The organism is Aeromicrobium endophyticum, assembly GCF_003586285.1.
GTDB classification, from domain to species: Bacteria; Actinomycetota; Actinomycetes; order Propionibacteriales; family Nocardioidaceae; genus Aeromicrobium; species Aeromicrobium endophyticum.
Window position 1 is genome coordinate 346,614 of record NZ_QUBR01000002.1, and the last position, 22,739, is coordinate 369,352.

General features: G+C 71.7%; 26 protein-coding genes. 6 read left to right on the forward strand and 20 right to left on the reverse strand.

Annotated elements, in window-relative coordinates:
* Window positions 1–342: a hypothetical protein gene (locus tag DX116_RS12235; protein ID WP_147393660.1), complete on the reverse strand. Its 342-nt coding sequence runs from the start codon at window positions 340–342 to the stop codon at window positions 1–3.
* Between the two features lie 54 nt (window positions 343–396).
* Here DX116_RS12235 and DX116_RS12240 point away from each other — a divergent pair, with 54 nt between their 5' ends.
* Entirely contained in the window at window positions 397–1,365 is a 969-nt protein-coding gene (locus tag DX116_RS12240; protein WP_119704550.1) for an aldo/keto reductase, read from the forward strand.
* Between the two features lie 325 nt (window positions 1,366–1,690).
* Here the strand turns inward: DX116_RS12240 and DX116_RS12245 are convergent, their stop codons facing one another.
* The 6 genes from DX116_RS12245 to DX116_RS12265 all read right to left on the reverse strand — a co-directional run bounded on the left by DX116_RS12245 (window position 1,691) and on the right by DX116_RS12265 (window position 6,334).
* Window positions 1,691–2,281, reverse strand: a complete 591-nt coding sequence (locus DX116_RS12245) for a hypothetical protein (RefSeq protein WP_119704551.1) — start codon at window positions 2,279–2,281, stop codon at window positions 1,691–1,693.
* 58 nt (window positions 2,282–2,339) lie between these two features.
* Window positions 2,340–2,813, reverse strand: a complete 474-nt coding sequence (locus DX116_RS20355) for a serine hydrolase (protein ID WP_378018839.1) — start codon at window positions 2,811–2,813, stop codon at window positions 2,340–2,342.
* Complete coding sequence (locus tag DX116_RS20360; protein WP_233556725.1) at window positions 2,810–3,496, reverse strand: serine hydrolase domain-containing protein; 687 nt, start codon at window positions 3,494–3,496, stop codon at window positions 2,810–2,812. Before DX116_RS20360 ends, DX116_RS20355 begins: the two co-directional genes overlap by 4 nt.
* A gap of 42 nt (window positions 3,497–3,538) precedes the next feature.
* Entirely contained in the window at window positions 3,539–4,414 is an 876-nt protein-coding gene (gene efeU, locus DX116_RS12255) for an iron uptake transporter permease EfeU (protein WP_119704552.1), read from the reverse strand.
* 67 nt (window positions 4,415–4,481) lie between these two features.
* Entirely contained in the window at window positions 4,482–5,744 is a 1,263-nt protein-coding gene (locus DX116_RS12260; RefSeq protein WP_199716065.1) for a ribonuclease D, read from the reverse strand.
* The gene (locus DX116_RS12265; RefSeq protein WP_119704553.1) at window positions 5,741–6,334 is read right to left on the reverse strand and encodes a DUF3000 domain-containing protein; all 594 of its coding nucleotides are present in this window, start codon (window positions 6,332–6,334) and stop codon (window positions 5,741–5,743) included. The genes DX116_RS12260 and DX116_RS12265 overlap by 4 nt, the downstream gene beginning before the upstream one ends.
* Window positions 6,335–6,404: 70 nt before the next feature.
* Here DX116_RS12265 and hemE point away from each other — a divergent pair, with 70 nt between their 5' ends.
* From hemE to hemQ, 3 genes are read left to right on the forward strand one after another with little or no spacing between them, the layout of a single operon-like run.
* A complete protein-coding gene (gene hemE, locus DX116_RS12270; protein ID WP_119704554.1) occupies window positions 6,405–7,448 on the forward strand; it encodes a uroporphyrinogen decarboxylase in 1,044 nt (347 codons plus the stop codon).
* On the forward strand, window positions 7,445–8,776 hold the full coding sequence (gene hemG / locus DX116_RS12275) for a protoporphyrinogen oxidase (protein WP_119704555.1): 1,332 nt from the start codon (window positions 7,445–7,447) through the stop codon (window positions 8,774–8,776). Before hemE ends, hemG begins: the two co-directional genes overlap by 4 nt.
* Window positions 8,773–9,498: a hydrogen peroxide-dependent heme synthase gene (gene hemQ, locus DX116_RS12280; RefSeq protein WP_119704556.1), complete on the forward strand. Its 726-nt coding sequence runs from the start codon at window positions 8,773–8,775 to the stop codon at window positions 9,496–9,498. Before hemG ends, hemQ begins: the two co-directional genes overlap by 4 nt.
* Before the next feature lie 98 nt (window positions 9,499–9,596).
* Here the strand turns inward: hemQ and msrB are convergent, their stop codons facing one another.
* The 8 genes from msrB to DX116_RS12320 are packed head-to-tail and all read right to left on the reverse strand — an operon-like array spanning window position 9,597 to window position 16,009.
* The gene (gene msrB / locus DX116_RS12285; protein ID WP_119704557.1) at window positions 9,597–10,022 is read right to left on the reverse strand and encodes a peptide-methionine (R)-S-oxide reductase MsrB; all 426 of its coding nucleotides are present in this window, start codon (window positions 10,020–10,022) and stop codon (window positions 9,597–9,599) included.
* Between the two features lie 50 nt (window positions 10,023–10,072).
* Complete coding sequence (locus DX116_RS12290) at window positions 10,073–10,561, reverse strand: hypothetical protein (protein ID WP_119704558.1); 489 nt, start codon at window positions 10,559–10,561, stop codon at window positions 10,073–10,075.
* Window positions 10,562–10,586: 25 nt separating this feature from the next.
* On the reverse strand, window positions 10,587–11,237 hold the full coding sequence (locus DX116_RS12295) for a dihydrofolate reductase family protein (RefSeq protein WP_119704559.1): 651 nt from the start codon (window positions 11,235–11,237) through the stop codon (window positions 10,587–10,589).
* 10 nt (window positions 11,238–11,247) lie between these two features.
* Window positions 11,248–11,922 (reverse strand): response regulator, encoded by a 675-nt coding sequence (locus DX116_RS12300; RefSeq protein WP_233556729.1) that lies wholly within the window; start codon window positions 11,920–11,922, stop codon window positions 11,248–11,250.
* On the reverse strand, window positions 11,919–13,154 hold the full coding sequence (locus DX116_RS12305; RefSeq protein WP_119704561.1) for a sensor histidine kinase: 1,236 nt from the start codon (window positions 13,152–13,154) through the stop codon (window positions 11,919–11,921). Before DX116_RS12305 ends, DX116_RS12300 begins: the two co-directional genes overlap by 4 nt.
* 52 nt (window positions 13,155–13,206) lie before the next feature.
* Window positions 13,207–14,190, reverse strand: coding sequence for a D-alanine--D-alanine ligase (locus tag DX116_RS12310; RefSeq protein ID WP_119704562.1), 984 nt, complete (start codon window positions 14,188–14,190; stop codon window positions 13,207–13,209).
* Complete coding sequence (gene alr, locus DX116_RS12315; protein WP_119704563.1) at window positions 14,187–15,380, reverse strand: alanine racemase; 1,194 nt, start codon at window positions 15,378–15,380, stop codon at window positions 14,187–14,189. Before alr ends, DX116_RS12310 begins: the two co-directional genes overlap by 4 nt.
* Window positions 15,377–16,009 (reverse strand): M15 family metallopeptidase, encoded by a 633-nt coding sequence (locus tag DX116_RS12320; RefSeq protein WP_119704564.1) that lies wholly within the window; start codon window positions 16,007–16,009, stop codon window positions 15,377–15,379. Before DX116_RS12320 ends, alr begins: the two co-directional genes overlap by 4 nt.
* A gap of 97 nt (window positions 16,010–16,106) precedes the next feature.
* On the opposite strand from DX116_RS12320, the gene DX116_RS12325 reads away from it, so the two are divergent.
* Complete coding sequence (locus tag DX116_RS12325) at window positions 16,107–16,961, forward strand: PPK2 family polyphosphate kinase (RefSeq protein ID WP_119704565.1); 855 nt, start codon at window positions 16,107–16,109, stop codon at window positions 16,959–16,961.
* 3 nt (window positions 16,962–16,964) lie between these two features.
* On the opposite strand, the gene DX116_RS12330 is transcribed toward DX116_RS12325, so the two are convergent.
* The 5 genes from DX116_RS12330 to DX116_RS12345 all read right to left on the reverse strand — a co-directional run bounded on the left by DX116_RS12330 (window position 16,965) and on the right by DX116_RS12345 (window position 21,755).
* Window positions 16,965–18,038: an acyltransferase family protein gene (locus DX116_RS12330; protein WP_119704566.1), complete on the reverse strand. Its 1,074-nt coding sequence runs from the start codon at window positions 18,036–18,038 to the stop codon at window positions 16,965–16,967.
* Window positions 18,039–18,169: 131 nt separating this feature from the next.
* The gene (locus tag DX116_RS12335) at window positions 18,170–18,928 is read right to left on the reverse strand and encodes a sirohydrochlorin chelatase (RefSeq protein WP_119704567.1); all 759 of its coding nucleotides are present in this window, start codon (window positions 18,926–18,928) and stop codon (window positions 18,170–18,172) included.
* Window positions 18,929–18,962: 34 nt separating this feature from the next.
* Window positions 18,963–19,124: a hypothetical protein gene (locus tag DX116_RS20145; RefSeq protein ID WP_199716067.1), complete on the reverse strand. Its 162-nt coding sequence runs from the start codon at window positions 19,122–19,124 to the stop codon at window positions 18,963–18,965.
* Complete coding sequence (locus DX116_RS12340) at window positions 19,121–20,806, reverse strand: nitrite/sulfite reductase (protein ID WP_119704568.1); 1,686 nt, start codon at window positions 20,804–20,806, stop codon at window positions 19,121–19,123. Before DX116_RS12340 ends, DX116_RS20145 begins: the two co-directional genes overlap by 4 nt.
* 322 nt (window positions 20,807–21,128) lie before the next feature.
* The gene (locus tag DX116_RS12345) at window positions 21,129–21,755 is read right to left on the reverse strand and encodes a hypothetical protein (protein WP_119704569.1); all 627 of its coding nucleotides are present in this window, start codon (window positions 21,753–21,755) and stop codon (window positions 21,129–21,131) included.
* 79 nt (window positions 21,756–21,834) lie between these two features.
* Between DX116_RS12345 and DX116_RS12350 the strand changes: the two genes are divergently transcribed.
* Complete coding sequence (locus DX116_RS12350; protein WP_119704570.1) at window positions 21,835–22,725, forward strand: YihY/virulence factor BrkB family protein; 891 nt, start codon at window positions 21,835–21,837, stop codon at window positions 22,723–22,725.
* Window positions 22,726–22,739: the final 14 nt, after the last annotated feature.

A 22,739-nucleotide genomic window follows, 5' to 3' on the forward strand; every position in this document is an offset into this window, starting at 1 on the left:
TCAGAGAGCCGGCGGTGCCCGTCCGTCTGCCGTCACCGTGGCCGCTGCGACGTAGGAGTCGGCGTGCGCGGGTACCTGATCGGCCACGATGAGAGCCGGCGACGCCTGGTCGTCGGGCGGTGTCGTGGCGAGGTCGAGGTGCAGGTGCGAGTGGTCGTGGGACGACGGCGCGACGGCGGTGACCTGGCGTCCGTGGTGCGGCGTGCCCGCCACGTGTCCGGTTCCGGCGCTGGTGCGTGCCTGCACGGCTCGTGCCGAGCCGCCGGTCGCGACGAGGAGCATGGCGACGAGCGCCACCATGACGACGGCAGCAGACCTGCGCGTCGCGGTCCTCGTGAGCATCCGCAGAGTCTACGCGAGTCGGACGACGACGAGGGGTCTGCCTATCGTGGGGGCATGTCCTCCACGCGCCCCCTCGGTCACAGCGGAATCGACGTCAGTGTCGTCGGCATCGGCTGCAACGCCTTCGGCTCACGCATCGACCTCGAGCAGACCCGTGCCGTCGTCGACGCCGCGATCGACGAGGGCGTCACCTTCTTCGACACCGCAGACTCGTACGGGACGGGCCAGAGCGAAGAGCTGCTCGGCGCCGCGCTGGCGGGACGTCGCGACGAGGTCGTCATCGCGACCAAGTTCGGCATGGACATGAAGGGCGTCAACGGAGACGACGGCGGACGTCGTGGCACGCGTGCCTACGTCCGCACGGCGATCGAGGCCAGCCTTCGCCGCCTCGGCACCGACCACGTCGACCTCTACCAGCTGCACACGCCCGATCCGTCGACCCCGATCGAGGAGACGTTGGCGGCGATGACCGAGCTCGTCACCGAGGGCAAGGTGCGGGCGATCGGCTCGTCCAACCTGCAGGCATGGCAGCTCGTCGATGCGGCCTGGCGCTCGAAGACGCGCGACCTGGCGTCGTTCGCGACGGCGCAGAACGAGTACAGCCTCTACAACCGCACGGCCGAGGTCGAGCTGGTGCCGGCGTGCCTCGAGCTGGGCGTCGGCCTGCTGCCCTACTTCCCGCTCGCGTACGGCCTCCTGACCGGCAAGTACCGCCAAGGGGAGCAGGCTCCCGAGGGCACGCGCCTGGCCCAGCAGACCGCGCGCCTCGCCGGCGCCGACTGGGACCGCATCGACGCGCTGCAGACGTTCGCCGACGAGCGCGACATCTCGCTGCTCGAGCTGGCGATGGGTGGCCTGGCCGCCCAGCCGGCGGTCTCGAGCGTCATCGCAGGAGCAACGCGCCCCGAGCAGGTGCGGGCCAACGTGGCCGCCGCGGCGTGGAAGCCGACGGCCCACGATCTCGCCGACCTGGCGCAGCTCGGAGCGCCGACCCAGTCGTACACGACCTACGCGCCGACGTGAGATGACCGGCCGGCGATCGCCCCTGGAACGTCCGCCGACCGGTCTGGCTGCCCATGGGCACCGCATCACGCTAGACGATGAGGGCGGTGGTTCGGACCGGTTCGCGGGTGAAATCCGGTGTGGTGTTGGACAAATGACTCATTCGAGCCATGACACGTGGCCCACCGAGGAGGATCAGGCCGGAAGTCGAGCGTCGGGCTGGGAAGCGCCTCACGGCGCATGGCCGCTCGTAGCGGCTATTTTTGGGACCCGGGGCTACCGCAGCCCGACGCGTCGCCCAGCCTAACGGAGCGGACAACCCCGGACGGCAGATGGCACCGACACGTCAGCTCAGCTCGCCGTGGCGCTCCAGCTCGGCTGCTCGGCGCAGGTGCACGGCGGTGTCGACGAGCTTGGCGGCGCTGTGCGGATCGCCGCTGTCGAGCTGCGCCCGGCCCACGCCGACGATGTGCGCGAACGACGCGGCACGGTCGAGGGTCACGTCGAGGTCGCTGGTGACGATGCCCCGCACCACCGTGTCGGCCAGGGCGATGACCTCGGCCGGTCCCGGCGGGTCGACCACGCCCGCCAGCACCTCGTGCACGGGGGCGTGAGCCTTGCCCGACGCGTACTCGCGGGCCGCCTGGTCGGGCTGCCGGTGCACCCAGGTGCGCAGCAGGTAGAGGCGCCACAGGGCGCCGGGCAGGCTGTCGGCCGGGGCCGTCGCCCACAGGTCGGCGATGACACCGAGGCCCTCCTCGTCGGCCAGGTGCAGCACCCGCTCGACGAGCCCCTCGTCGGCGGGGGTGCGCGGACCGCGGACCAGCAAGGTGGCGATGCGGTGACCGGCCGCGGCCAGCTCGGCAGGGTCGTCGCCGCCCGCCTGCGCCTCGAACAGCGCGGCCCCGGGCAGCGACGGCCGCTTGAAGTCGCTCATGCGGTCACCGCCGTGGGAAGCGCACGGTACGGAGGTGTCCGCATGAGAGTGCTGCCGGTCATGCCAGAGCCTCGGCGACGACCTCGGCGTAGGCGTCGAAGCGGGAGTCGCCGCACGGGCGGACGATGCGGGTACCCGGGGCGTGCTCCATGACCATCCGGTTCATGGCGTAGGCGATCGTGAGCCGCTGGTCGACGTCGTTGACGACGACGGAGCCGCCGAGACCGCCCCAGAAGCAGCGTCGTCCGGGTGCCGCGGACGGCATGGAGTGAGCATCGGGCAGCGCCCAGCCGGTGCCGAACGTCAGGGGCAGCCCGAGCACCCGGTCGACGCCGCTGGCTCGCACCTCGAAGATCCGCTCGACGGTCTCGGCGGAGAGAAGACGGACGCCGTCGACCTCGCCGGCGTGCGACACCAGGGCCTGCACGCGCGCGATGGAGCGGGCGTTGCCGTGCCCGTTGGCAGCGGGGATCTCGGCACGCCGCCACCGCTCGGTGTTGCACTCGGTCGCCCGCAGGAACGGCCCGGTCATGGTGCGCAGCGAGACGTCGTCGGGGTCGTCGAACGGCTCGAGCTCGGGCAGCCGCGGAGCTGTGAGACCCGGTCGTCGTGCGACGGGGGCAGGCCGATGTGGAAGTCGGCGCCGAGGGGCGCGGCGACCTCGCGCGCGAACCACGCACCCACCGAGGTGCCGGTGACGCGGCGGACCACCTCACCGACGAGGTGACCCTGGTCGAGCAGGTGGTAGCCGGAGGCGGTGCCGGGCGTCCACCACGGCTCCTGCGCGGCGAGCATCGCCGTCGAGCGGTCCCAGTCGTAGAGGTCGTCGACGCTCACGGGCTGCGCCCAGCCCGAGACGCCTGACGTGTGACCGAGCAGGTGGCCGACGGTGACGTCCTGCTTGCCGGCGGCGCCGAACTCGGGCCAGTACGTGGCGACCGGCTCGTCGAGATCGACGAGCCCGTGGTCGACGGCGACGAGAGCCGCCAGGTTGGTCATCACCTTCGAGATCGACCAGACCGGCACGATCGTGTCGCGCTGCCACGGCACGGTGCCCTCGAGGTCGGACCAGCCGTCCCAGATGTCGACCAGCACCTCGCCGTCCTGCACGACGCACAGGCTCGCTCCGCGCTCGACGCCCGAGCGGACGTTGTCGTGGAGCAGATCGGCCAGTGGTGCGAAACGAGGGTCGAGTGTCCCGGCGTCCGACGTCATGCGATCACGGTAGCCGTGAGTCGCAACAGCCGGGCAGGTCGATCAGCGACCGGCGTCGACCGTGGTCGGCGCACCCGCGACAGGAGCGGCCGCGGCCTTGGGCCTGCGCGAGTAGAGCCACAGCACGGGGAACAGGTAGCAGGCCCAGCCGATCACCTGCAGCCACGACGGATTGGGCTGGAAGTTGACGGTGCCCTTCAGCAGCGTGCCGTACCAGCTGTCGGGCGGGATGGTCGACGAGATGTCGAACACCGCGTTGCCGAGGTGGGAGATGCCGCCGACGTCGCCGGTCAGGCGCGGCAGGAAGCCGGCCTCTTGCAGGTCGTAGATGCCGTAGGCCAGCACGCCGGCCGCGACCACGATCAGCAGGTAGCCCGTGATGGTGAAGAACTTGCCGAGGTTGACCGTGATGGCGCCCCGGTAGATCAGGTACCCGAGCACGACGGCCACGAGCAGGCCACCAGCGGCGCCGAGGAACGGCCGGGGCGTGTAGGCGTCGGCGACCGTGCCGTACATGATGGCGGCGGTCTCGAGGCCCTCGCGGCCGACCGTCAGGAAGGCGACGACGGCGACGGCGACGGGGCCGAGCGTCACGGCCGAGGCCAGCTCGCTCTCGAGCTCCCTCTTGAGCCCGCGGGCGGTGCGGCGCATCCAGAAGATCATCCACGTCACGAGACCGGCCGCGAGGATCGACAGCGTGCCGCCCACCAGCTCCTGCGTGCGGAACGGCAGCGAGCCGATCGCGATGTTGATGGCCGTGAACGTGGCGACGACCAGGACGATCGCCGTCACGACCCCGCCCCAGATGTAGCGGATGTCGTGACGCCGGTCGGTCTTGACCAGGTAGGCGATCAGGATGCTGACGACGAGGCTGGCCTCGAGGCCCTCGCGCAGTCCGATCAGGAAGTTGGCTAGCACCTGTGAAGCCTAAGGCAAGGCAATGCTCACCACAGCCCGTCGAGACTGTGATGTCGGTAAGACCTGGTCAGGCGGCGAGCGCCTCGACGAGCTGGTCGAGGACGAGGTCGACCTGCCACTGACGCGCCCCTTGCTGGCGCAGCACCTGCGAGACCGTCGCGGGCGACACGTCGGCGGGCGGCTCCCACGCGAGGTTGCGGACGAGCTGCGGGCTGATCAGGTTCTCGCTCGGCAGGTCGTGCTCCTCGGCCAGGGCGGTGACGACCTCGCGGCAGCGTCCGAGCCGCTCGGCCGCGGCGGGGTTCTTGTCGGCCCAGGCGCGAGGCGGGGGAGGACCGTCGACGCGCTGGTTGGTGGTCGGCAGCTGCGCCTCGTCGAGCGCAAGCCCGCGCTCGACCGCCTCGAACCAGGTCTCGACGAAGCGCCGCGGCCCACGGTTGCGCATGATGCGCAGGCTCTTGAGGGCGTTGAGGTCCTTCGGCGGCGCGGTGGCCAGCTCGAGGATCGACGCGTCGGGCAGGACGCGTCCGGGCGTCGTGTCGCGGCTCTCGGCGATCGCGTCGCGGGCGTGCCAGATCTCGCGGACGATGCCGAGAGCCCGCCGTCCCCGTGCCTTGTGCAGCCCCGAGGTGCGGCGCCACGGCTCCTTGCGCTCGGGCGGGCCCTGGAAGAGCAGCAGCGACTCGAACTCCTCGGCCGCCCAGGCGCGCTTGCCGGCCTGCTGGAGATCGGCGTCGATCAGGTCGCGCAGCTCGACCAGCACCTCGACGTCGAGGGCCGCGTAGACGAGCCACGGCTCGGGCAGCGGGCGCGTCGACCAGTCGGCGGCCGAGAACTCCTTGGCCAGGCTCAGCCCGAGGTAGTGCTCGACCAGGGCGGCCAGACCGACGCGAGGCAGGTTGAGCAGGCGTCCGGCCAGCTCGGTGTCGAAGAGGTGCTCGGGGTAGAGCCCGACCTCGGCCAGGCACATGAGGTCTTGCGTCGCCGCGTGCAGGATCCACTCGTTGCCGTCGAAGGCGGTGTCGAGCGGCACGAGGCTGTCGAAGGCGATGGGGTCGACCAGGTGCGTGCCCGACCCCTCGCGGCGCACCTGGATCAGGTAGGCGCGCTGGGAGTAGCGGTAGCCGGACGCGCGCTCGGCGTCGAGCGCGATGGGTCCGGTGCCGGCCATGATGCGGGCGCACGTGTCGTCGAGGGCCGCGGCGGTGTCGACGACGGGCGGCAGCGGATCGCGCAGCTGGAGGCGCGGGGCCTCGGCGACGACCGGCTCGGTACCGGCGTCAGCCTCGGTGCCGGCGTCGGTGGGGGGCGTCGGGTCGGCAGGGGTCACCGGACACCGCGCCTGCGCTGCAGCGGGATGACGCCAGGAGCGAGCGGCGGCAGGCCCGCGATCGCGCACAGCAGGTTGGACCAGGCCCCGGCGTGACCGCCGGTGGTGGTGGCGGGGACGGGCATGTGCGGCGTCCACGAGGCGCGGACCTCGATCTGTGCGTCGCCGCCGTCCTCGGCCATCTCGCCGAAGCCCTCGGAGCGCACGACGGTGACGCTGCCGCTGGCGGCCGAGTAGTCGCTGCCGTAGGCGTCGAGCGCCTCGGTGAGCCAGCTCCAGCCGACGGCGAGCAGCGAGGGGTCGGCGGCCATGTCGGCCTCGATGTCGGCGCGCGCGAAGGTGACGCACCGGAAGGTGCCGCCCCAGGCGTCGTTGCCGGCGGGATCGTGCAGCAGGATGAACCGGCCCGTCGCGAGCTCCTCGTCGTCGACCACGACGTCGCCGCTCATGGCATAGGCGTGGGGGGCGATGCGTTGCGGCGCGGGCATCTCGTCGACGACCACCTCGGGTCGCAGGACCGCCTGGCGGACCTGCTCGACCGCGTCGGTGAACTGGGCCGGTGTGCGATCGATCTCGCTGCGGACTGCCACCCTGTGATGGTAGAGGCGACGGCGCCAGGTCCCGGGCGCGACACTCCGCACGACCTGAGAGACTGAGGCAGTGACATCGACACTGACTGACAGCGCGTTCCTGCAAGCCTGCAGGGGTGAGCGCCCGGCGCACACGCCCGTGTGGTTCATGCGGCAGGCGGGCCGGTCGCTGCCCGAGTACCTCAAGATCCGCGAGGGCACGGCGATGCTCGACTCGTGCTTCCGCACCGACATGGTCGTCGAGATCACGATGCAGCCCGTCCGCCGCCACGGCGTCGACGCGGCGATCTTCTTCTCCGACATCGTCGTGCCGCTCAAGGCCATCGGCGTCGACCTCGACATCGTGCCGGGCACGGGCCCCGTCGTCGCCGAGCCCGTCCGCTCGGCCGCGCAGCTCGCGCAGTTCCGCGACGTCGAGCCCGACGACGTCCGCACGATCACCGATGCCGTCACGGCGCTGGTCGGCGAGCTGGGCTCGACGCCGCTGATCGGCTTCGCCGGAGCACCGTTCACGCTGGCGTCCTACCTCGTCGAGGGCGGGCCCTCGCGCGACCACCGGCTCACCAAGCAGCTGATGTACTCCGATCCCGAGCTGTGGCACGCGCTGCTCGGACGCATGGCGGTCATCGCCGGTCAGTTCCTGCGCATGCAGGTCGAGGCCGGGGCGTCGGCGATCCAGCTGTTCGACTCGTGGGCCGGCCACCTGTCGCTTGCCGACTACGAGACCTACGTCAAGCCGCACTCCACGGCGGTGCTCGAGTCGGTCGCCGACCTCGGCGTGCCGCGCATCCACTTCGGCGTGGGCACCGGCGAGCTGCTGCACGCGATGGGCGACGCGGGCGCCGACGTGGTGGGCGTCGACTGGCGGGTGCCGCTCGACGACGCCGTCACGCGCATCGGGCCCGGCAGGGCCGTGCAGGGCAACCTCGATCCCACGACGCTGTTCGCGCCGACCGAGTTCGTCCACGCCCGCGCGGCCGAGGTCATCGAGGCGGGACGCGCGGCCGAGGGGCACGTGTTCAACCTGGGTCACGGGGTGCTGCCGGCCACCGATCCGGACGCGCTGACCCGCCTCGTCGACTTTGTGCACGCGTACCAGCCGTCCGACGCATGAGGGTCGTCGTCGTCGGAGGTGGCATGGCAGGCCTCGCCGCCGCCCACGAGCTCGCGACGTCGGGCGCCGAGGTCGTCGTGCTCGAGGGGTCCGACCGGCTCGGGGGCAAGCTGCGGCTCGGCGAGGTCGGGGGTCTCACCCTCGACCTCGGTGCCGAGTCGGTGCTGGCCCGCCGCCCCGAGGGACTCGACCTGATCCGCGGCGTCGGCCTGGACGACCGTGTCGTCCACCCCGAGACCATCACGGCGTCGATCTGGACGCACGGCGCCCTGCGCCCCATGCCGCCCACGGTGATGGGCATCCCGGCCGACCCGGCCGCGCTCGCCGCGTCCGGCATCGCCGACATGCCCGAGGCTCGGGTCCTGCCCGTCCCCGACCACGACGTGTCGGTCGCCGAGTTCGTCACCGAGCGTCTCGGACGTGACGTCCTCGACCGCTTGGTCGAGCCGCTGCTGGGCGGCGTCTACGCCGGCCACACCGACCAGCTCTCGCTACGTGCGACCACCCCGCAGATCGCTGCGCTGGGTGAGGACCTGGTGGCGGCGGCGGCCGAGCACCGCGCCGCCGCGACGGCCACCGGACCGGTCTTCGCCGGCCTCGTCGGCGGCGTCGGTCAGCTGCCCGCCGCGGTCGCTGCTGCCGACGGCATCGAGGTGCGGCTGTCGGCGACGGTGCGCGACGCCACGCGCACGGCCGACGGATGGCGGTTGTCGGTCGGCCCGACGACCGATGTCGAGACGGTCGTGGTCGACGCGGTCGTCGTGGCCGTGCCGGCTCCTGCGGCAGCTCGCCTGCTCGCCGAGGAGGCTCCCGACGCGGCGTTCGCGCTGGCAGCCGTCGACTACGCCAGCATGGCCATCATCACCTTCGTCTTCGACGACGCCGTGGTGCCGGAGGGCTCCGGATTCCTCGTGCCGCCGGTCGACCGCACGTTCATCAAGGCCGCCACGGTGTCGTCCAACAAGTGGGGCTGGGTGGGCGACAGCGGGCGCACCGTCATCCGGACGTCCGTGGGTCGTGCCGGCGACACGACGCTGCTGCAGCACGACGACGGCGACCTGGGCCGTCGCGCCCTCGCCGACCTGCGGTCGGCCCTCGGCACGCTGCCCGATCCGGCCGACCAGCTCGTCCAGCGGTGGGGCGGAGCGCTGCCGCAGTACGACGTCGGCCACCTCGACCGCGTCGAGACCGTCGAGCGCTCGGTGGCGACCGTCCCCGGCCTCGAGGTGTGCGGCGCGGCCTATCGCGGCGTCGGCATCCCGGCCGTCATCGCGTCCGGGCGGGCGGCTGCTCGCCGGTTGCTCGACGCTGGGATGATCGAGTCATGACTTCGCCGACCGACACCGGCCGCATCCCCAACGCGGGAAAGCTGGCCAAGGAGATCAACGAGACCATCCGCTACACGATGTGGTCGGTCTTCCGGCTCGACCGCCCGATGGGCGACGCCGACCGGCAGGCCGAGGCTGCCGAGGTCGACGCCCTGATCGCGTCGCTGGCCGCCGACGACACGATCGTGCGCGGCACCTACGACGTCAGCGGGCTGCGCGCCGACGCCGACCTCATGATCTGGTGGCACGCCCCGACCAGCGACGCGCTACAGCAGGCCTACAACGCGTTCCGGCGCACGGCCCTCGGCTCGCGCCTGGCGCCGGTGTGGTCGCAGATGGCCCTGCACCGTCCGGCCGAGTTCAACCGGTCGCACATCCCCGCGTTCATGGCCGATGAGGAGGTGCAGCCGTACGTCTGCGTCTACCCGTTCGTCCGCTCGTACGACTGGTACCTGCTGCCCGACGACGAGCGCCGCGCGATCCTCAAGGAGCACGGGATGGCCGCGCGCGACTACCCCGACGTGCGCGCCAACACGGTCGCCTCGTTCGCGCTGGGCGACTATGAGTGGATCCTGGCGTTCGAGGCCAAGGAGCTCTACCGCATCGTCGACCTCATGCGCGAGCTGCGCGCCACCGAGGCGCGACGCCACGTGCGCGAGGAGATCCCGTTCTACACCGGCCGGGCACTGACGGTCAGCGAGCTCGCCGACCTCTGGCCGTAGGCCCACCGATCCCGATCTCTCACCGGGTTTCGTCTACCGGCGGCCCCGCCGCGCACGCTCAACCTGCCTGAGCGCTTCGGCCGCGAGCGGCCTTCGGCTCAGGCATCCGCCTGGAGCTTGAGGGCCACGCCGTTGATGCAGTAGCGCTGGTCGGTGGGGGTGCCGAAGCCCTCGCCCTCGAAGACGTGCCCGAGGTGAGAGCCGCAGGTCGCGCAGCGCACCTCGGTGCGCACACCGCCGAACAGCGAGCGGTCCTCGATGTACTCGACCCGGTCCTCGGCGAGCGGAGCGTAGAACGCCGGCCAGCCGCAGTGGGCGTCGAACTTGGTCTCGCTGCGGAACAGCTCGGCGTCGCACGCCCGGCACGAGTAGACGCCCACCGTGGGGTCGGTCTCGTACGACGAGCTGAACGGCCGCTCGGTGCCCGCTTGGCGCAGCACCTGGTACTCGGCCGGGCTCAGCTCGGCCTTCCACTCGGCGTCGGTCTTGTCGACGGCGTAGGTCTTCTCGCTCTGCTTGCTCATGCCTCAAGCCTACGCGCGCGGCCCAGCGTCCGCCGGGCCCAGCGGACGGGTCAGCGCTGGGCGTCGAACGGCACGTGCTCGAGCAGGTGGACGCTGGGCACGTCGAGCTTGCGCTGCGCACGGGACGTCCAGTCGATGTGCAGGAACTCCTTCACGACGTGCGGCTCGGTGAGGATGATGACCTCCGACGACGACGTGCTCCTGACCAGCGCGAGCAGCGCCTCGATGGGGTCGTCCTCCGTCATCGTCGCGGTCACCTCCTGGCCGCGGTCGCTCAGCAGGGCGGCGCTGGCCGTGAGCTCGTCCTGGCCGGCCCGGTCGATCGACTCCTGGACGTCGGCGATCGCGCCCGGCTCGCTGATGGGCACGACCTGGCCGCCGAGGGCGCCCATCGACGACATCAGCAGCGTCGACGAGTTCTCGACCGGAAGCAGGAGGTGGTAGCGGACGGTGTCGTCGAGCCCCTCGTGGAGGGCGACGACCTGGTCGGCGTCGAGGGCGTTGAGCTGGCGCTCGATGAGCAGTGACACGTCGAACATAGGTGGTCCCTTCGTCGTCTCCACCCTACGCGCGGGCGCGGACCCACCGCGTCAGCAGGACGTCGTCGGACGCGATCGCGTGCCCGAGCGTCATCGGCCGGTCGACCGCGACGGTGGCGTGCGCGATGCGGGGAGCCGATCCGGACGCCAGGACGGGTGCCACGGTCAGGCAGACCTCGTCGACGAGGTCGTGCCCCACGAGCTCGCCGTGCAGGGACGGCCCGCCCTCGCACAGCACGCGGACCAGGCCGCGATCGGCCAGTGCGTCGAGCACCGCCGGCCAGTCGATGGCGCCCTGGCCGAGGGCGATGACGTCGACCGCGGAGCGCAGCTCGTCGAGCCGGTCGGCCGGGGCGTCGGCCGTCGTGACCACGAGCGTGCCCGGCACCAGCAGCTGCTCGGGGACGTCGAGACGTCGCGACACGACGGCGATCGGCACGTCGGCCGGCCCGTAGCCCTCGTCGCGTGCGGTCCCTGCGCCGACGAGCACGACGTCGGCGAGTGCGCGCAGCACCCCGAACACCTGGTGGTCGACGTCGCCGCCGAGCGTGCCCGACACGCCGTCCGCACCGTGCGCGGCGCCGTCGATCGTGGCCACGAAGTTGCTGCGCACCCAGGGACGATCAGTGGTGGGGTAGGCGTAGAGGCGCTCGATCTCGGTGACGTCCAGGGGCATGGGTCGAACCCTACGGGGGCGGGTCCGTCAGGCCGTGCTCGTGGGCGAGGACGACGATCTGCACCCGGTCGCGCAGCCCCAGCTTGCGCAGGATGCCGCCGACGTGGGTCTTGACCGTCGACTCGCTGGCGAAGACCTCGTCGGCGATCTCGGCGTTGCTCAGCCCGCGCGCCACGGCCGACAGCACCTCGCGCTCCTTGGCGGTGAGCTGCTCGAAGCCCGGTGGTGCGGGACGTCGCTCGCGGAACGTGCCCGCGAGCAGCGAGGTGAGATCGGCGGGTGCGAGCACCGCGTTGCCGGCGTGGACCGTGCGGATCGCGTCGCACAGCATCGCCGGGGTCGCGTCCTTGAGCAGGAACCCGCTGGCACCGTGCCGGATCGCCGTGGCGGCGCTGTCGTCGAGGTTGAACGTCGTCAGCACGACGACCCGCACGGGACGGGCCCGGCGGGCGGTGCGGTCGGGCGAGAAGATCAGGCGGGTGGCCTCGACGCCGTCGAGCTCGGGCATGCGGATGTCCATGAGCACGACGTCGGGCTGCTGCTCGTCCACCACCTGCACGGCTTCGCGTCCGTCGGCGGCCTCGCCCACGATCTCCATGTCGGGCTGGGCTCCGACGATGACGGCGACGCCGGCCCTGAACAACTCTTGGTCGTCGACGAGGACGACGCGGATCGGGACGTTCACGAGGCCCCTGCCCGGGTCGGGATCCATGCCGTCGCCGTGAAGCTGACGCCTTCGAGGTCGTCGCGCTGCCGCGTGGCGAGGCGGCCGCCGACGGACTCGAGACGGCGTCGCATGCCGTCGATGCCCAGGCCGCCCTCGCCGTCCGGTTCGACGACCCGCGTCGCGTCGACCGCGTCGACGGCGTTGCGCACCTCGATGCGCAGCTGCTCCTCCCAGTGCCGCTCGACGAGCACCGGCAGGCCCCGTCGCCCGTGACGCAGGGCGTTGGTCAGCATCTCCTGCAGCACCCGGAAGGCGACGGCCTCGATCTCCGGGGGGAGCGGCCGCGGCTGCCCGACGACCTCCGACCGGACGTCGTGGCCCGACCGGGTGAGCCCGTCGACCAGGCTGTCGAGCCCCGCGGTCGTCGAGCCGGTGGGGGCGTCGGACTGCGCGGACGACAGCACGGCACGGACGTCCTGGAGCGACTGGCGCGCCGAGCTGGCGACGTTCTGGAGTGTCTCGCGGATCTGCGGGGTCTGGTCGTCGCCGAGGAACTGGGCGGACTCGGCCTGGGCCAGGATCACGGCCAGCGAGTGCCCGACGACGTCGTGCACGTCGTTGGCCAGCCGCGCCTGCGAGGCTCGCAGGTCGGCGATCTGACGAGCCTGGGCCAGGCCCGCCTCGGCCTCGCGCTGCAGCGACTCAGCGGCGATGCGTTGCTCCTTGGACTCCTCGGTCTGGGCGAGGCTGCGCACCAGCAGCCCGAGCAGCCAGGGCATCGCGAACACGACGAGCCCGATCGCGACGAGGGTGAAGGTGCCGATGCGTCCGCCATCGTAGATCGACAGGATGGGGTCGTAGATGCGGGCGACGACCTGGTAGCCGTCGCGGCGCACCACGAGGGCGGCGAGCGCTGCCCCGAGCGGGATCGACAGCCCGCTGAGCCACACGACCAGCGGCGTGCCGTAGCGACCGGTGCCGAAGCCGACCAGCACGACGACGAGCATCACCGCGAGCAGCGGGGTCGACGACAGCACCAGCTCCAGGCAGGTGAGCCAGAACGCCAGCAGGGCCCAGCCCGGCTGGTGGCGAAACAGCGTGGCCGAGAGCGCGCAGCCCAGCGTCACCAGCCACTGGGCCGTCGTCACGTAGGACGTCGCGTTGAACTGATACGACACGTCGGCGATGCCGAAGGCTGCGACCGCCGAGCCCAGCAGCACGTCGGGCAGCCACGCTCGCAGCGTCGTCACCCTGCGGTCTCCGTGCGGCACAGACCGAGGATCGCACACCGCTCGCGCGCGGTCACCGCACCGTCTGCGCGGCGCCGAGCACGAGCTCGGACAGCAGGTCACGGTAGCTCGTGCCCGCGGCGGCGAACATGCGCGGCACCTGCGACTCCGCGGTCATCCCGGGCATCGTGTTGACCTCGTTGAGCACGACACCCATCGGCGTGACGAAGAAGTCGAACCGCGCCACGCCGGCGCAGCCCAGCGCGTCGAACATCGTCAGCGCGGCGTGTGCGAGCTCCTTGCGCTGGACGTCGTCGAGCGCGGCGGGCAGCCGGAAGTCGGCCGACCCGTCGTACTTGCTGTCGAGGTCGAACACCGAGCCTTCCGGTGAGACGATCTCGAGCGCGGGGCCCACCAGGCGGCTGCCGTCGACCCGTTCGAGCACCGCGACGTCGACCTCGCGGCCCTCGACGAGCTGCTCGACGAGCACCCGGTCGTCCAGGGCGAGCGCGGAGTCGATCGCCGGGGCGAGGTCGTCCGCCGCGGTCACGAGCGACACGCCATGGCTGGACCCGGCGGCGACGGGCTTGACCACGACCGGTCCGTCCCATCGAGCCGAGGACGCGGTCGACGCCGTCACGAGCGTGCCGGGAGCTGTCGCGATGCCGTGCGACTCGGCCACGAGCTTCGTCGTCACCTTGTCCATGGCCAGCGCACCGGCGCGCAGGTCGCTGCCGACCCAGGGGATGCCGGCCAGCCGGCAGAGGGCGGCGAGCGTGCCGTCCTCGCCGACCGGACCGTGCACGGCCGGGAAGGCGACGTCGCACTCGGCGAGCACCGTGACCGCGCCGGCGAGGCTGGCGGCGGGTGTCGCGCCGAGCGGGACCGACCCGAGGTGCCATCGCCCGTCGAGGCCGATCGTGAGGCGGATCGCGATGAAGAGGTCGGGGTCGAGCGCCGCGGCCACGGCGGCGGCGGACGCGAGCGACACGTCGTGCTCGCAGCTCTGGCCACCGCCGATCACGGCGACGCGGCGCGGGGCAGCGGTGGTGGTCATGGACGGCTCCTGACGTCGAGGGCGGACACGGCCCGCAGTCGCGGGGACCGAGCCGCATGGATGGTTCGCGCGACCCGTGGGCCGAAGCCGGTGACGACGTCGTGGGGGAGCGACTGCGACCACGCTGCCCACTCGGTCACGGTGGGCTCGCCGTCGTCGCCGGGGCCCATGACCGTCACGGTGTCGCCCGGACGGGCGGGTAGGTCGCCGAGGTCGACGACGGTCTGGTCCATCGAGACCAGGCCGAGCGTGCGGCAGCGACGTCCGTGGACGAGCACCTCGCCGCGACCGGACGACGACCGCGGGATGCCGTCGGCGTAGCCGACCGGGAGCAGGCCGAGGCTCGTGCGTCGCTCGGTGACGTGGGTGTGGCCGTAGCCCACGCCGGTGCCTGCGGGCACCGAGCGCACGCTGACGAGCGGCGCGCGCAGCGTCATGGCCGAGCGCAGCATCGTGGTGCCGGACGGATCGATGCCGACCAGGCCTGCGCCCACGCGGCACAGGTCGTGGTGGCTCGACGGATCGGTCAGCGTGGCTGCGGTCGCGGCCAGGTGGCAGCGGGCCTCGTCCAGCCCGGCGGCGCGTGCCGTCGCCACGAAGCGGGCGAAGGCCTCGCGGCCGACGGCGTTGGCCGGGTCGCCGGGTCGGTCGGCACAGGCGAGATGGCCCATCAGTCCGACGACGCGCAGGCGTCCGCGACCGTGGTCCACCGCCGCCGCCTGGCACAGCTGCTGCCACGCGTCGGGTGACGCCCCGTCCCGCGCGAGGCCGGTGTCGGCGTGGAGGTGCACGAGAGCAGGACGTCCCACGGCGTCCGCTGCGGCCCGTATCGCCCGCAGGTGCTCGAGGCTCGGCGCCGCCAGCTCGACACCGGCGGCGACCGCAGGCCTGAAGTCGGCAGTCGGCGGGCTGAGCCAGCTGAGGACCGGTGCGGCGATGCCGGCCGAGCGCAGCGCCATCGCCTCGCCCAGCGAGGTCACGCCGAGGGACGTCGCTCCGTGCGTCAGCGCCGTGGTCGCCACGTCGAGCAGGCCGTGCCCGAAGCCATCGGCCTTGACGACGGCCATGAGGCTGCCGCGGGCGCGGTCCGCGAGCAGCCGGGTGTTGTCGGCGATCGCCTCGAGGTCGATCTCGAGCCGCGGCCCCGGCAGGGAGGGCTCGGGCCGCACCACGTGCGCGGGCTCGGTCATGCGGCGGCCGTCATCGGCAGGGGGCCGTAGATCGCGTGCTCGGCGCCCGTCACGTGCGCCCAGTAGCGGTCGCCGTAGCTCCAGTGCCACCACTCGGTCGGGTAGTTGACCAGTCCGGTCGCCTCCAGCGCCGTCACCAGCATCGTGCGGTGTGCCCGTGCCACGGCGTCGAGACCTGGCGCGTCGGTGTAGCAGGCACCCTGGCTCTGCTCCGGGGTCGCGTCGAGGGCCGACCCCATCCACAGCTCGCGCCCGTCCGCGTCGACCAGGGTCAGGTCGACGGCGGCTCCCGCGACGTGCGGTGCGGCCTGCAGCGGCGCGACGTGACGGCTGGCCAGGTGTCGGATCTGCTCGGGCGTCGCCGCCGGACGGTCCTGCCGGAGGCGCTCCGAGTAGGCCTCGATGATCGCCAGCTGGACGTCGGAGGCACGGCTGCCCTCGACGACCTTGAGGCCGATGCCGTCAGGCAGGGCGCGCGCCGCGGCCACCAGGCGGTCACGCACGCCGCGTCGCACGAGACGAGCGAGGCCCGTGGCGCCTGGAGCCAGGTCGAGCAGGTCGACGACGGGCTCGTCGATCTCGCGCAGGGGGATGCCGACCACGCGGGGGTCGGAGATCAGGATCGTCATGTCATCGACGCTACGAAGACGTCAGCCCGGACGGATCAGCCTGAGGTACCGATCGTCACGCCCAAGGTGCCGACCGTCCGACCGGCATACTTCGTGCATGGGCACGTCACACCAGGACACATCACTCTCGTCGCAGCTCGCGGTCGCCGGACACGTCGACCTGTCGACCTTCGACTCACGGGCCACGACCGGCTTCGACGGCAGCAAGGCCGAGGGCAAGGCCGCGCTGGCCGGCATCGGGGACGAGCTGGACGACCTGCAGGAGCGGCTGTTCGCCAACGGGCGCTCCGGTGCGAGCAGCACCCGCGTGCTGCTGGTGCTGCAGGGGATGGACACGTCGGGCAAGGGCGGCATCGTCCGCCATGTCGCCGGGCTCGCCGACCCGCAAGGGCTGGCCATCACGTCGTTCAAGCGGCCGACGCCCGAGGAGCTCGAGCACGACTTCCTGTGGCGCGTCGAGAAGGCCCTTCCCGGGCCGGGGATGATCGGCATCTTCGACCGGTCGCACTACGAGGACGTCCTCATCGGCCGGGTGCGCCGGCTCGTGGGCGAGAAGGAGATCGCGCGACGCTACGCGGCGATCAACGACTTCGAGCAGGCCTTCACCGCCTCCGGGGGCGTCATCGTCAAGTGCTTCCTGCACATCACGGCCGACGACCAGAAGGACCGCCTCGCGGCTCGGCTCGACGACCCGACCAAGTACTGGAAGTACAACCCGGCCGACCTCGACGAGCGCCAGCTCTGGGACGACTACCAGCAGGCCTACGCCATCGCGATCCAGCGGTGCTCGACCGAGTCCGCCCCGTGGCACGTCGTGCCGAGCGGACGCAAGTGGTACCGCAACTGGGCGGTCGCGACGTTGCTGCTCGAGCACCTACGGGCTCTCGACCTGGCGTGGCCCGACCCCGACTTCGACGTCGAGGCGGAGAAGGCCAGACTCGCGACGATGTGACGCTCAGCCGGCTGACCGGGCGACCGCTGCCGGACGCTTGGAGCCTGGCATCTCGAGCAGCCACCTGGCGCCCACCTGGCGCACGATCCGCTCGAGCAGCAGGCAGACCGCGATCAGCACCCCGGTCAGCACGACGGGCTCGAGCGCCGCGACCAGCGCGGTACGTGGCTCCAGCACGGCGAGAGGGCCGCGCAGCAGACGATCGGCCACCGCCAGCAGCGGCAGGTGCATGACGTACACCGGCAGGGTGCGCCTGCCCAGCCCGCTCAGGGCACGGGTGGTCCGCGTCAGGTGGCGCGCGACCATCACGGCCGCGACGACGCCGACGGCGATGGCCAGCACCGACACCGCCGGCCAGACGCCCGGCCAGCGCTGCGCGCCGAGAGCTGCCATGGCGGCCAGGGCCGCGACGTAGGCCGTGCAGGTCGCCACCAGGCGTCGCACCGACGAGGCCGAGGCGAATGACTCGATGGCCGGGCGAAGCCGCAGCCCGGCGAGGAAGAACACGAGGTTCTGGTAGACCTGCCCGCGATTGCTGACGACGGGCAGCAGGTCGGCCGCCGCGACCGCTGAGAGCACCATTGCCGCCGTCAGGAGCCATGCGGTCGGGACGCGCCGCGTCGCGCGGGCGATCGCGAAGTATGCCGCGAGGGCGAACAGGTACCAGAGGTTGGTCGGGCTGATCGTCAGCTGTTCCAGCAGGTCGCCGGCGCTGCGGGCGCGGGCCGTGTCGAACGTCGGCGTCCACCACATCACCGCGGTGTGGATCAGCAGCCACACCGCGTACAGGTAGAAGAAGCCCGCCACCCGCGTGCGGGTCAGCACGGGCCAGGGGCGCGCGACCACGCCGACGGCGAACAGTCCCGAGATCGTGAAGAACAGCGGCATCCGCAGGGGCAGCAGCTGCTCGCCGAGCGTGCCCCACGCGGCCGACCACGGGACCGACGTGTCCCAGTCGATCCGCTGGTAGTGCTTGGTGACGACGTGCCACAGCACGACCAGGACGATGCAGACGCCCTTGGCGACGTCGGGCCACGTCTCGCGGCGGGTCGGTGGAACGGCAGCGGTGGTGACCATGCCTCGACGCTAGGCAGCCGGCGGACGTCCGACATCCACCTGCGGGGCCGATCCCCGCACCGGAAGGACCGGGCACCTCCGCCTCAGGGAGGAGGTGCCCGGTCCGGGGTCGACCGATCAGGTGCGGTGCGTCAGGCGAACAGTGCCTCGAGCGGAACGAGGTCGACCGCGCCGACCGCGTAGCGAGCGAGGATCACGCGGGCGACCTCGACGTCGACGCCCAGGGGCTCGGCGACGGCGACCGCTCCAGCCTCGTACGCCAGCTCGGCGACCCGGTCGGGCAGCACGCCCGGCGCGAGGAACAGCTGGCCCACCGCGATGTGACGACGTCCGTCGGCGCGGTGCTGGCGGACGGCCTCGCCCGCGGCCGGCGGGACGCTCGACGCGAAGGCGGCGATCGTCGGGAGCCGGTGGTGGGAACCCCACGCACGAGCCGCGCGGGAGATCGCCGCGTTGGCGATGGGGTCGGACGAGCCGGCCCCGGCCAGCACGAGCGCGTCGAGCTCGCGCACGCGGTGCTTCGACAACGCCTCGCGCAGGCGCTTGTCGAGCACGTGGAAGAACGCGGCCTCGATGCCGAGGACGTTCGTGGCGTGCACCTTGATGCCGTCGTGACGGGCCATGGCCGCGGCGACGACCTGGGGGACGTCGACTTTGGCGTGGTACGCCTCGCTGAGCAGCAGAGGCACGACGACGATCTCCTGGTGGCCCTCGGCCACGAGCTGGTCGACGGCCTCGTCGAAGGCCGGACCGACGTGGTCGAGGAATGCCGGCGCCACACGCAGGTCGGGGCGCATGCACGCGACCATCTCCGTGAGGGCTGTGATGGTGGCGGCGGAACGGGGATCCGTGCTGCCGTGCGCAAGAGCGATGAGTGCTGGTGCGGTCATGATGCGTGCCTCCTTCCAGGGGGTGGTGCTGTGATCAATGGGTGGTCAGGTCGGTGGGGGAGAGCTGGCCGATGAAGCCGAGCCGGAACGCCCTCAAGCAGGAGCGACACTCCCACTCCCCGTGCTTCTCGCCGTGCGGGCGCAGGCTGTCGTCGGCGCAGTAGGGGCAGTGGAACGGGACGGCGCGAGCACTCAACGCAGTGCCTCCTCGTCGGCGCGGGCAACCCAGCGGGCGAACGACTCGTCGCCGTCCCGCTCGCTCAGGTAGGTCTTCGAGAGCTTCTCGACGTACTCGGGCAGGTGCTCGCCGGTCACCTTGTGCTGGCGCAGCTTGCGACCGAAGCCGGCCTCGAGGCCCAAGGCGCCGCCCAGGTGCACCTGGAAGCCCTCGACGGTGTTGCCGTGCTCGTCCAGCACGAGCATGCCCTTGAGGCCGATGTCGGCGGTCTGGATGCGCGCGCACGAGTTGGGGCAGCCGTTGACGTTGACCGTGATGGGGGTGTCGAGCTCGGGCACCCGCTGCTCGAGCTCGTCGATCAGGGTCCGCGCGGTGTCCTTGGTGTTGACGATCGCGAGCTTGCAGTACTCGATGCCGGTGCAGGCCATCGTGTTGCGACGCCACTGCGACGGCCGCGCGTGCAGCCCGATCTCGTCGAGGGCCGCGACCAGCGACTCGACCTTGTCCTCGGCGATGTCGAGCACGACGAGCTTCTGCATGGGCGTCGTGCGGACGCGGTCGCTGCCGTGGGCCTCGACGATGTCGGCGACCTGGTTGAGCAGGGTGCCCGAGATGCGTCCGACCGTTGCTGCGACGCCCACGTAGAACTTGCCGTCGTTCTGAGGGAAGACGCCGACGTGGTCGGCCGGCGTCTCGGGGGCCGGGGGAGCGTCGAGGTCGACGAGCTTGCGCTCCAGGTACTCGGTCTCGAGCACCTCGCGGAACTTCTCGATGCCCCAGTCGGCGACCAGGAACTTCAGCCGGGCGCGGGTGCGGAGGCGGCGGTAGCCGTAGTCGCGGAAGATGCTGACGACGCCCTTCCAGACCTCGGGCACCTCGTCGATCGGCACCCAGACGCCGACGCGCTGCGCCAGCATCGGGTTGGTCGACAGCCCGCCGCCGACCCAGAGGTCGAAGCCCGGGCCGTGCTCGGGGTGCACCGCGCCGGTGAAGGCGATGTCGTTGATCTGCGGGACAACGTCGTGGTCGGGGTTGCCGCTGATCGCCGACTTGAACTTGCGGGGCAGGTTGCTGAACGCGCGGTCGCCGATGAAGGTCGACTCGATGGCGTCGACGGCCGGCGTGCCGTCGATGATCTCGTCGGCGGAGATGCCGGCGACGGGGGAGCCGAGGATGACCCGGGGGCAGTCTCCGCACGCCTCCTGCGTGGAGAGCCCGACGGCCTCGAGGCGGTTCCAGATCGTGGGCACGTCGCGGACGTCGATCCAGTGGTACTGGACGTTCTGGCGATCGGTGAGGTCGGCGGTGTCGCGAGCGAACTCGACCGAGATGTCGGCGACGGTGCGCAGCTGCTCGAGGCTGAGCTGTCCGCCGTCGATGCGCACGCGCATCATGAACCGGTCGGCGTCCAGCTCTTCCGGCTCGAGCGTCGCGGTCTTGCCGCCGTCGATGCCCTCCTTGCGCTGCGTGTAGAGCCCCCACCAGCGGAACCGGCCGCGCAGATCGCCGCCGTCGATCGACTCGAAGCCGTGGTGCGCGTAGATGTTCTCGATGCGGGCCCGCACGTTGAGCGGGTTGTCGTCCTTCTTGGACTGCTCGTTGGCGTTGAGCGGCTCGCGGTAGCCCAGCGCCCACTGGCCCTCGCCGCGCTTGGGGCGCGGGCGACGGGCGGGGGTGTCGGTACCGGGTGCTGAAGCCATGAGAGTCCCTTGGGGCAGGGCACACGGCGACCAGGACAGGCTCGTCACGGTGGTCGCCGCGCGCCTGGATTGATTCGACGGATGGTGCTCGAGATCAGTGCAGAGGTCGCGCGTTGATCAGCGACACATCATGTTGCGGGCGCGACCGAGGTCGACGTGAAGTCGTCCCACGAGCCAGAGGGTCTGCGCCGAAAGCATGTGTTCAGTCTGCTGACGACGATCGTCCACGACAAGCAGCGGTCTCGCGATATGGGACGCCTGTCCACATGGTGAACTCCGGTACCGGTATCACGGTAAAAAGGGATGGCTGTTGTGGGCGGGGTCACGACCTCGGCACGAGCAGCGAGACGGCGTAGGCGCCGACCACGGCTCCGGCCATGGCTGCGCCAGCTGCCACCAGGGCGACGTCCCAGGGCAGGATGCCCGCCGTGGCCAGGCCCATCACAGCGGCGGGCTGGAAGGCCGTCAGCAGTCCGAGGGGGAGTGCGGCACCTCCGACGAGCACGGGCACGGCTGCCGTGGCCTCGGGCCCGCCGGCGTCGATCGCGAGCGTCGTCCACGCCACGATGAGGCCGACGACGGCGGATCCCGCGCCGGCGAGCACGAGGCCGGGCGCGCTGAGCACCAGCGTGTCGCCCAGCTGGTCCTCGAGCCCCATCGCGGCGAGCCCGCCGAGGACGCCCCCCACCAGGTGAGCGGCGATCTCGGGCAGCAGGGTCGACCACGGTCGCCGGCCGACGGCCGCCAGGGTCACCGAAGCGGCAGGGTTGGCAAGACCGAGCGCCGACTCGTCGTCGGAGGAGTGCAGCTGGGCGTACCAGGTGAGCAGGGCCGCGACGGCCGCGACGGCGACGACGGCGAGCGTCGCCTCGGCCGCCCTCAGCGCCATCGCGGCGACGAGCGTCGTCAGCGCGGACATCAGCCCGGCGACGACCAGGCGCCGACCCATCAGGACCTCGATCGCGACGTCGTGCGCGCCCGGTCACCGGATGCGTCGTGAGGGGGATGCATGTCGCTACGGTAGAGCCATGGTGGCGCAACCGGTAGGCCGACCGCGCCTCGCCGAGCTGATGAGCAGGCTGGTCGCCCGCACCGTCAGCAGCTGCCTGCGCTACCGGGTCACGGGCCTGGCGGCCGAGGCCGCGTTCTTCGCGATCCTGTCGCTGCCACCGCTGGTGTTCGGCCTCGCCGGCACGATCGGCTTCATCGCCGAGCGTTACGACGTCGCCCAGGTCGACGTGCTGAAGGACCGGATCATCGAGCTGTCGTCGAAGGCCCTGACCGACAGCACCGTCGACAAGGTGATCGCACCGACCCTCGACGAGGTGCTCGGATCGGGACGCATCGACGTCATCTCGATCGGCTTCGTGCTCGCCCTGTGGTCGGGGTCGCGAGCCCTCAACGTCTTCCTCGACACGATCTCGATCATCTACGGGATGGGCGGGCAGCGCGGCATCGTCAAGACGCGCGCCCTGTCGTTCTCGCTGTACATCGCGGCGCTCCTGGTGGGCATCGTGCTGGTGCCGCTCGTGCTGATCGGGCCCGAGCTGGCGGCGGACATCCTCTCCGACCGGTGGGCGTTCCTGCGCATGTTCTACTGGCCGGCCGTGCTGGTGCTGTCGCTCGGCTTCTTGACGACCCTCTACCACCTGGCCGTTCCCGTGCGGCAGAAGTGGCGGTCGGGTCTGCCGGGTGCGGCGTTCACCTTGGTGCTGTGGATCCTCGGCAGCTACTTCGTGCGCTGGGCGCTCGGCTTCTCGACCGGCGGCATGTCGATCTACGGGCCGTTGGCCGCCCCGATCGCGGTGCTGCTGTGGCTGTACGTGCTGTCGATCTCGGTGCTGATCGGCGCTGCCATCAACGCTGCGGTGGAGGCAGGCGTCGACGACTCGCGGTGGGGTGCCGAACCGGTCGCCTGAGCGCACGTGTGCCA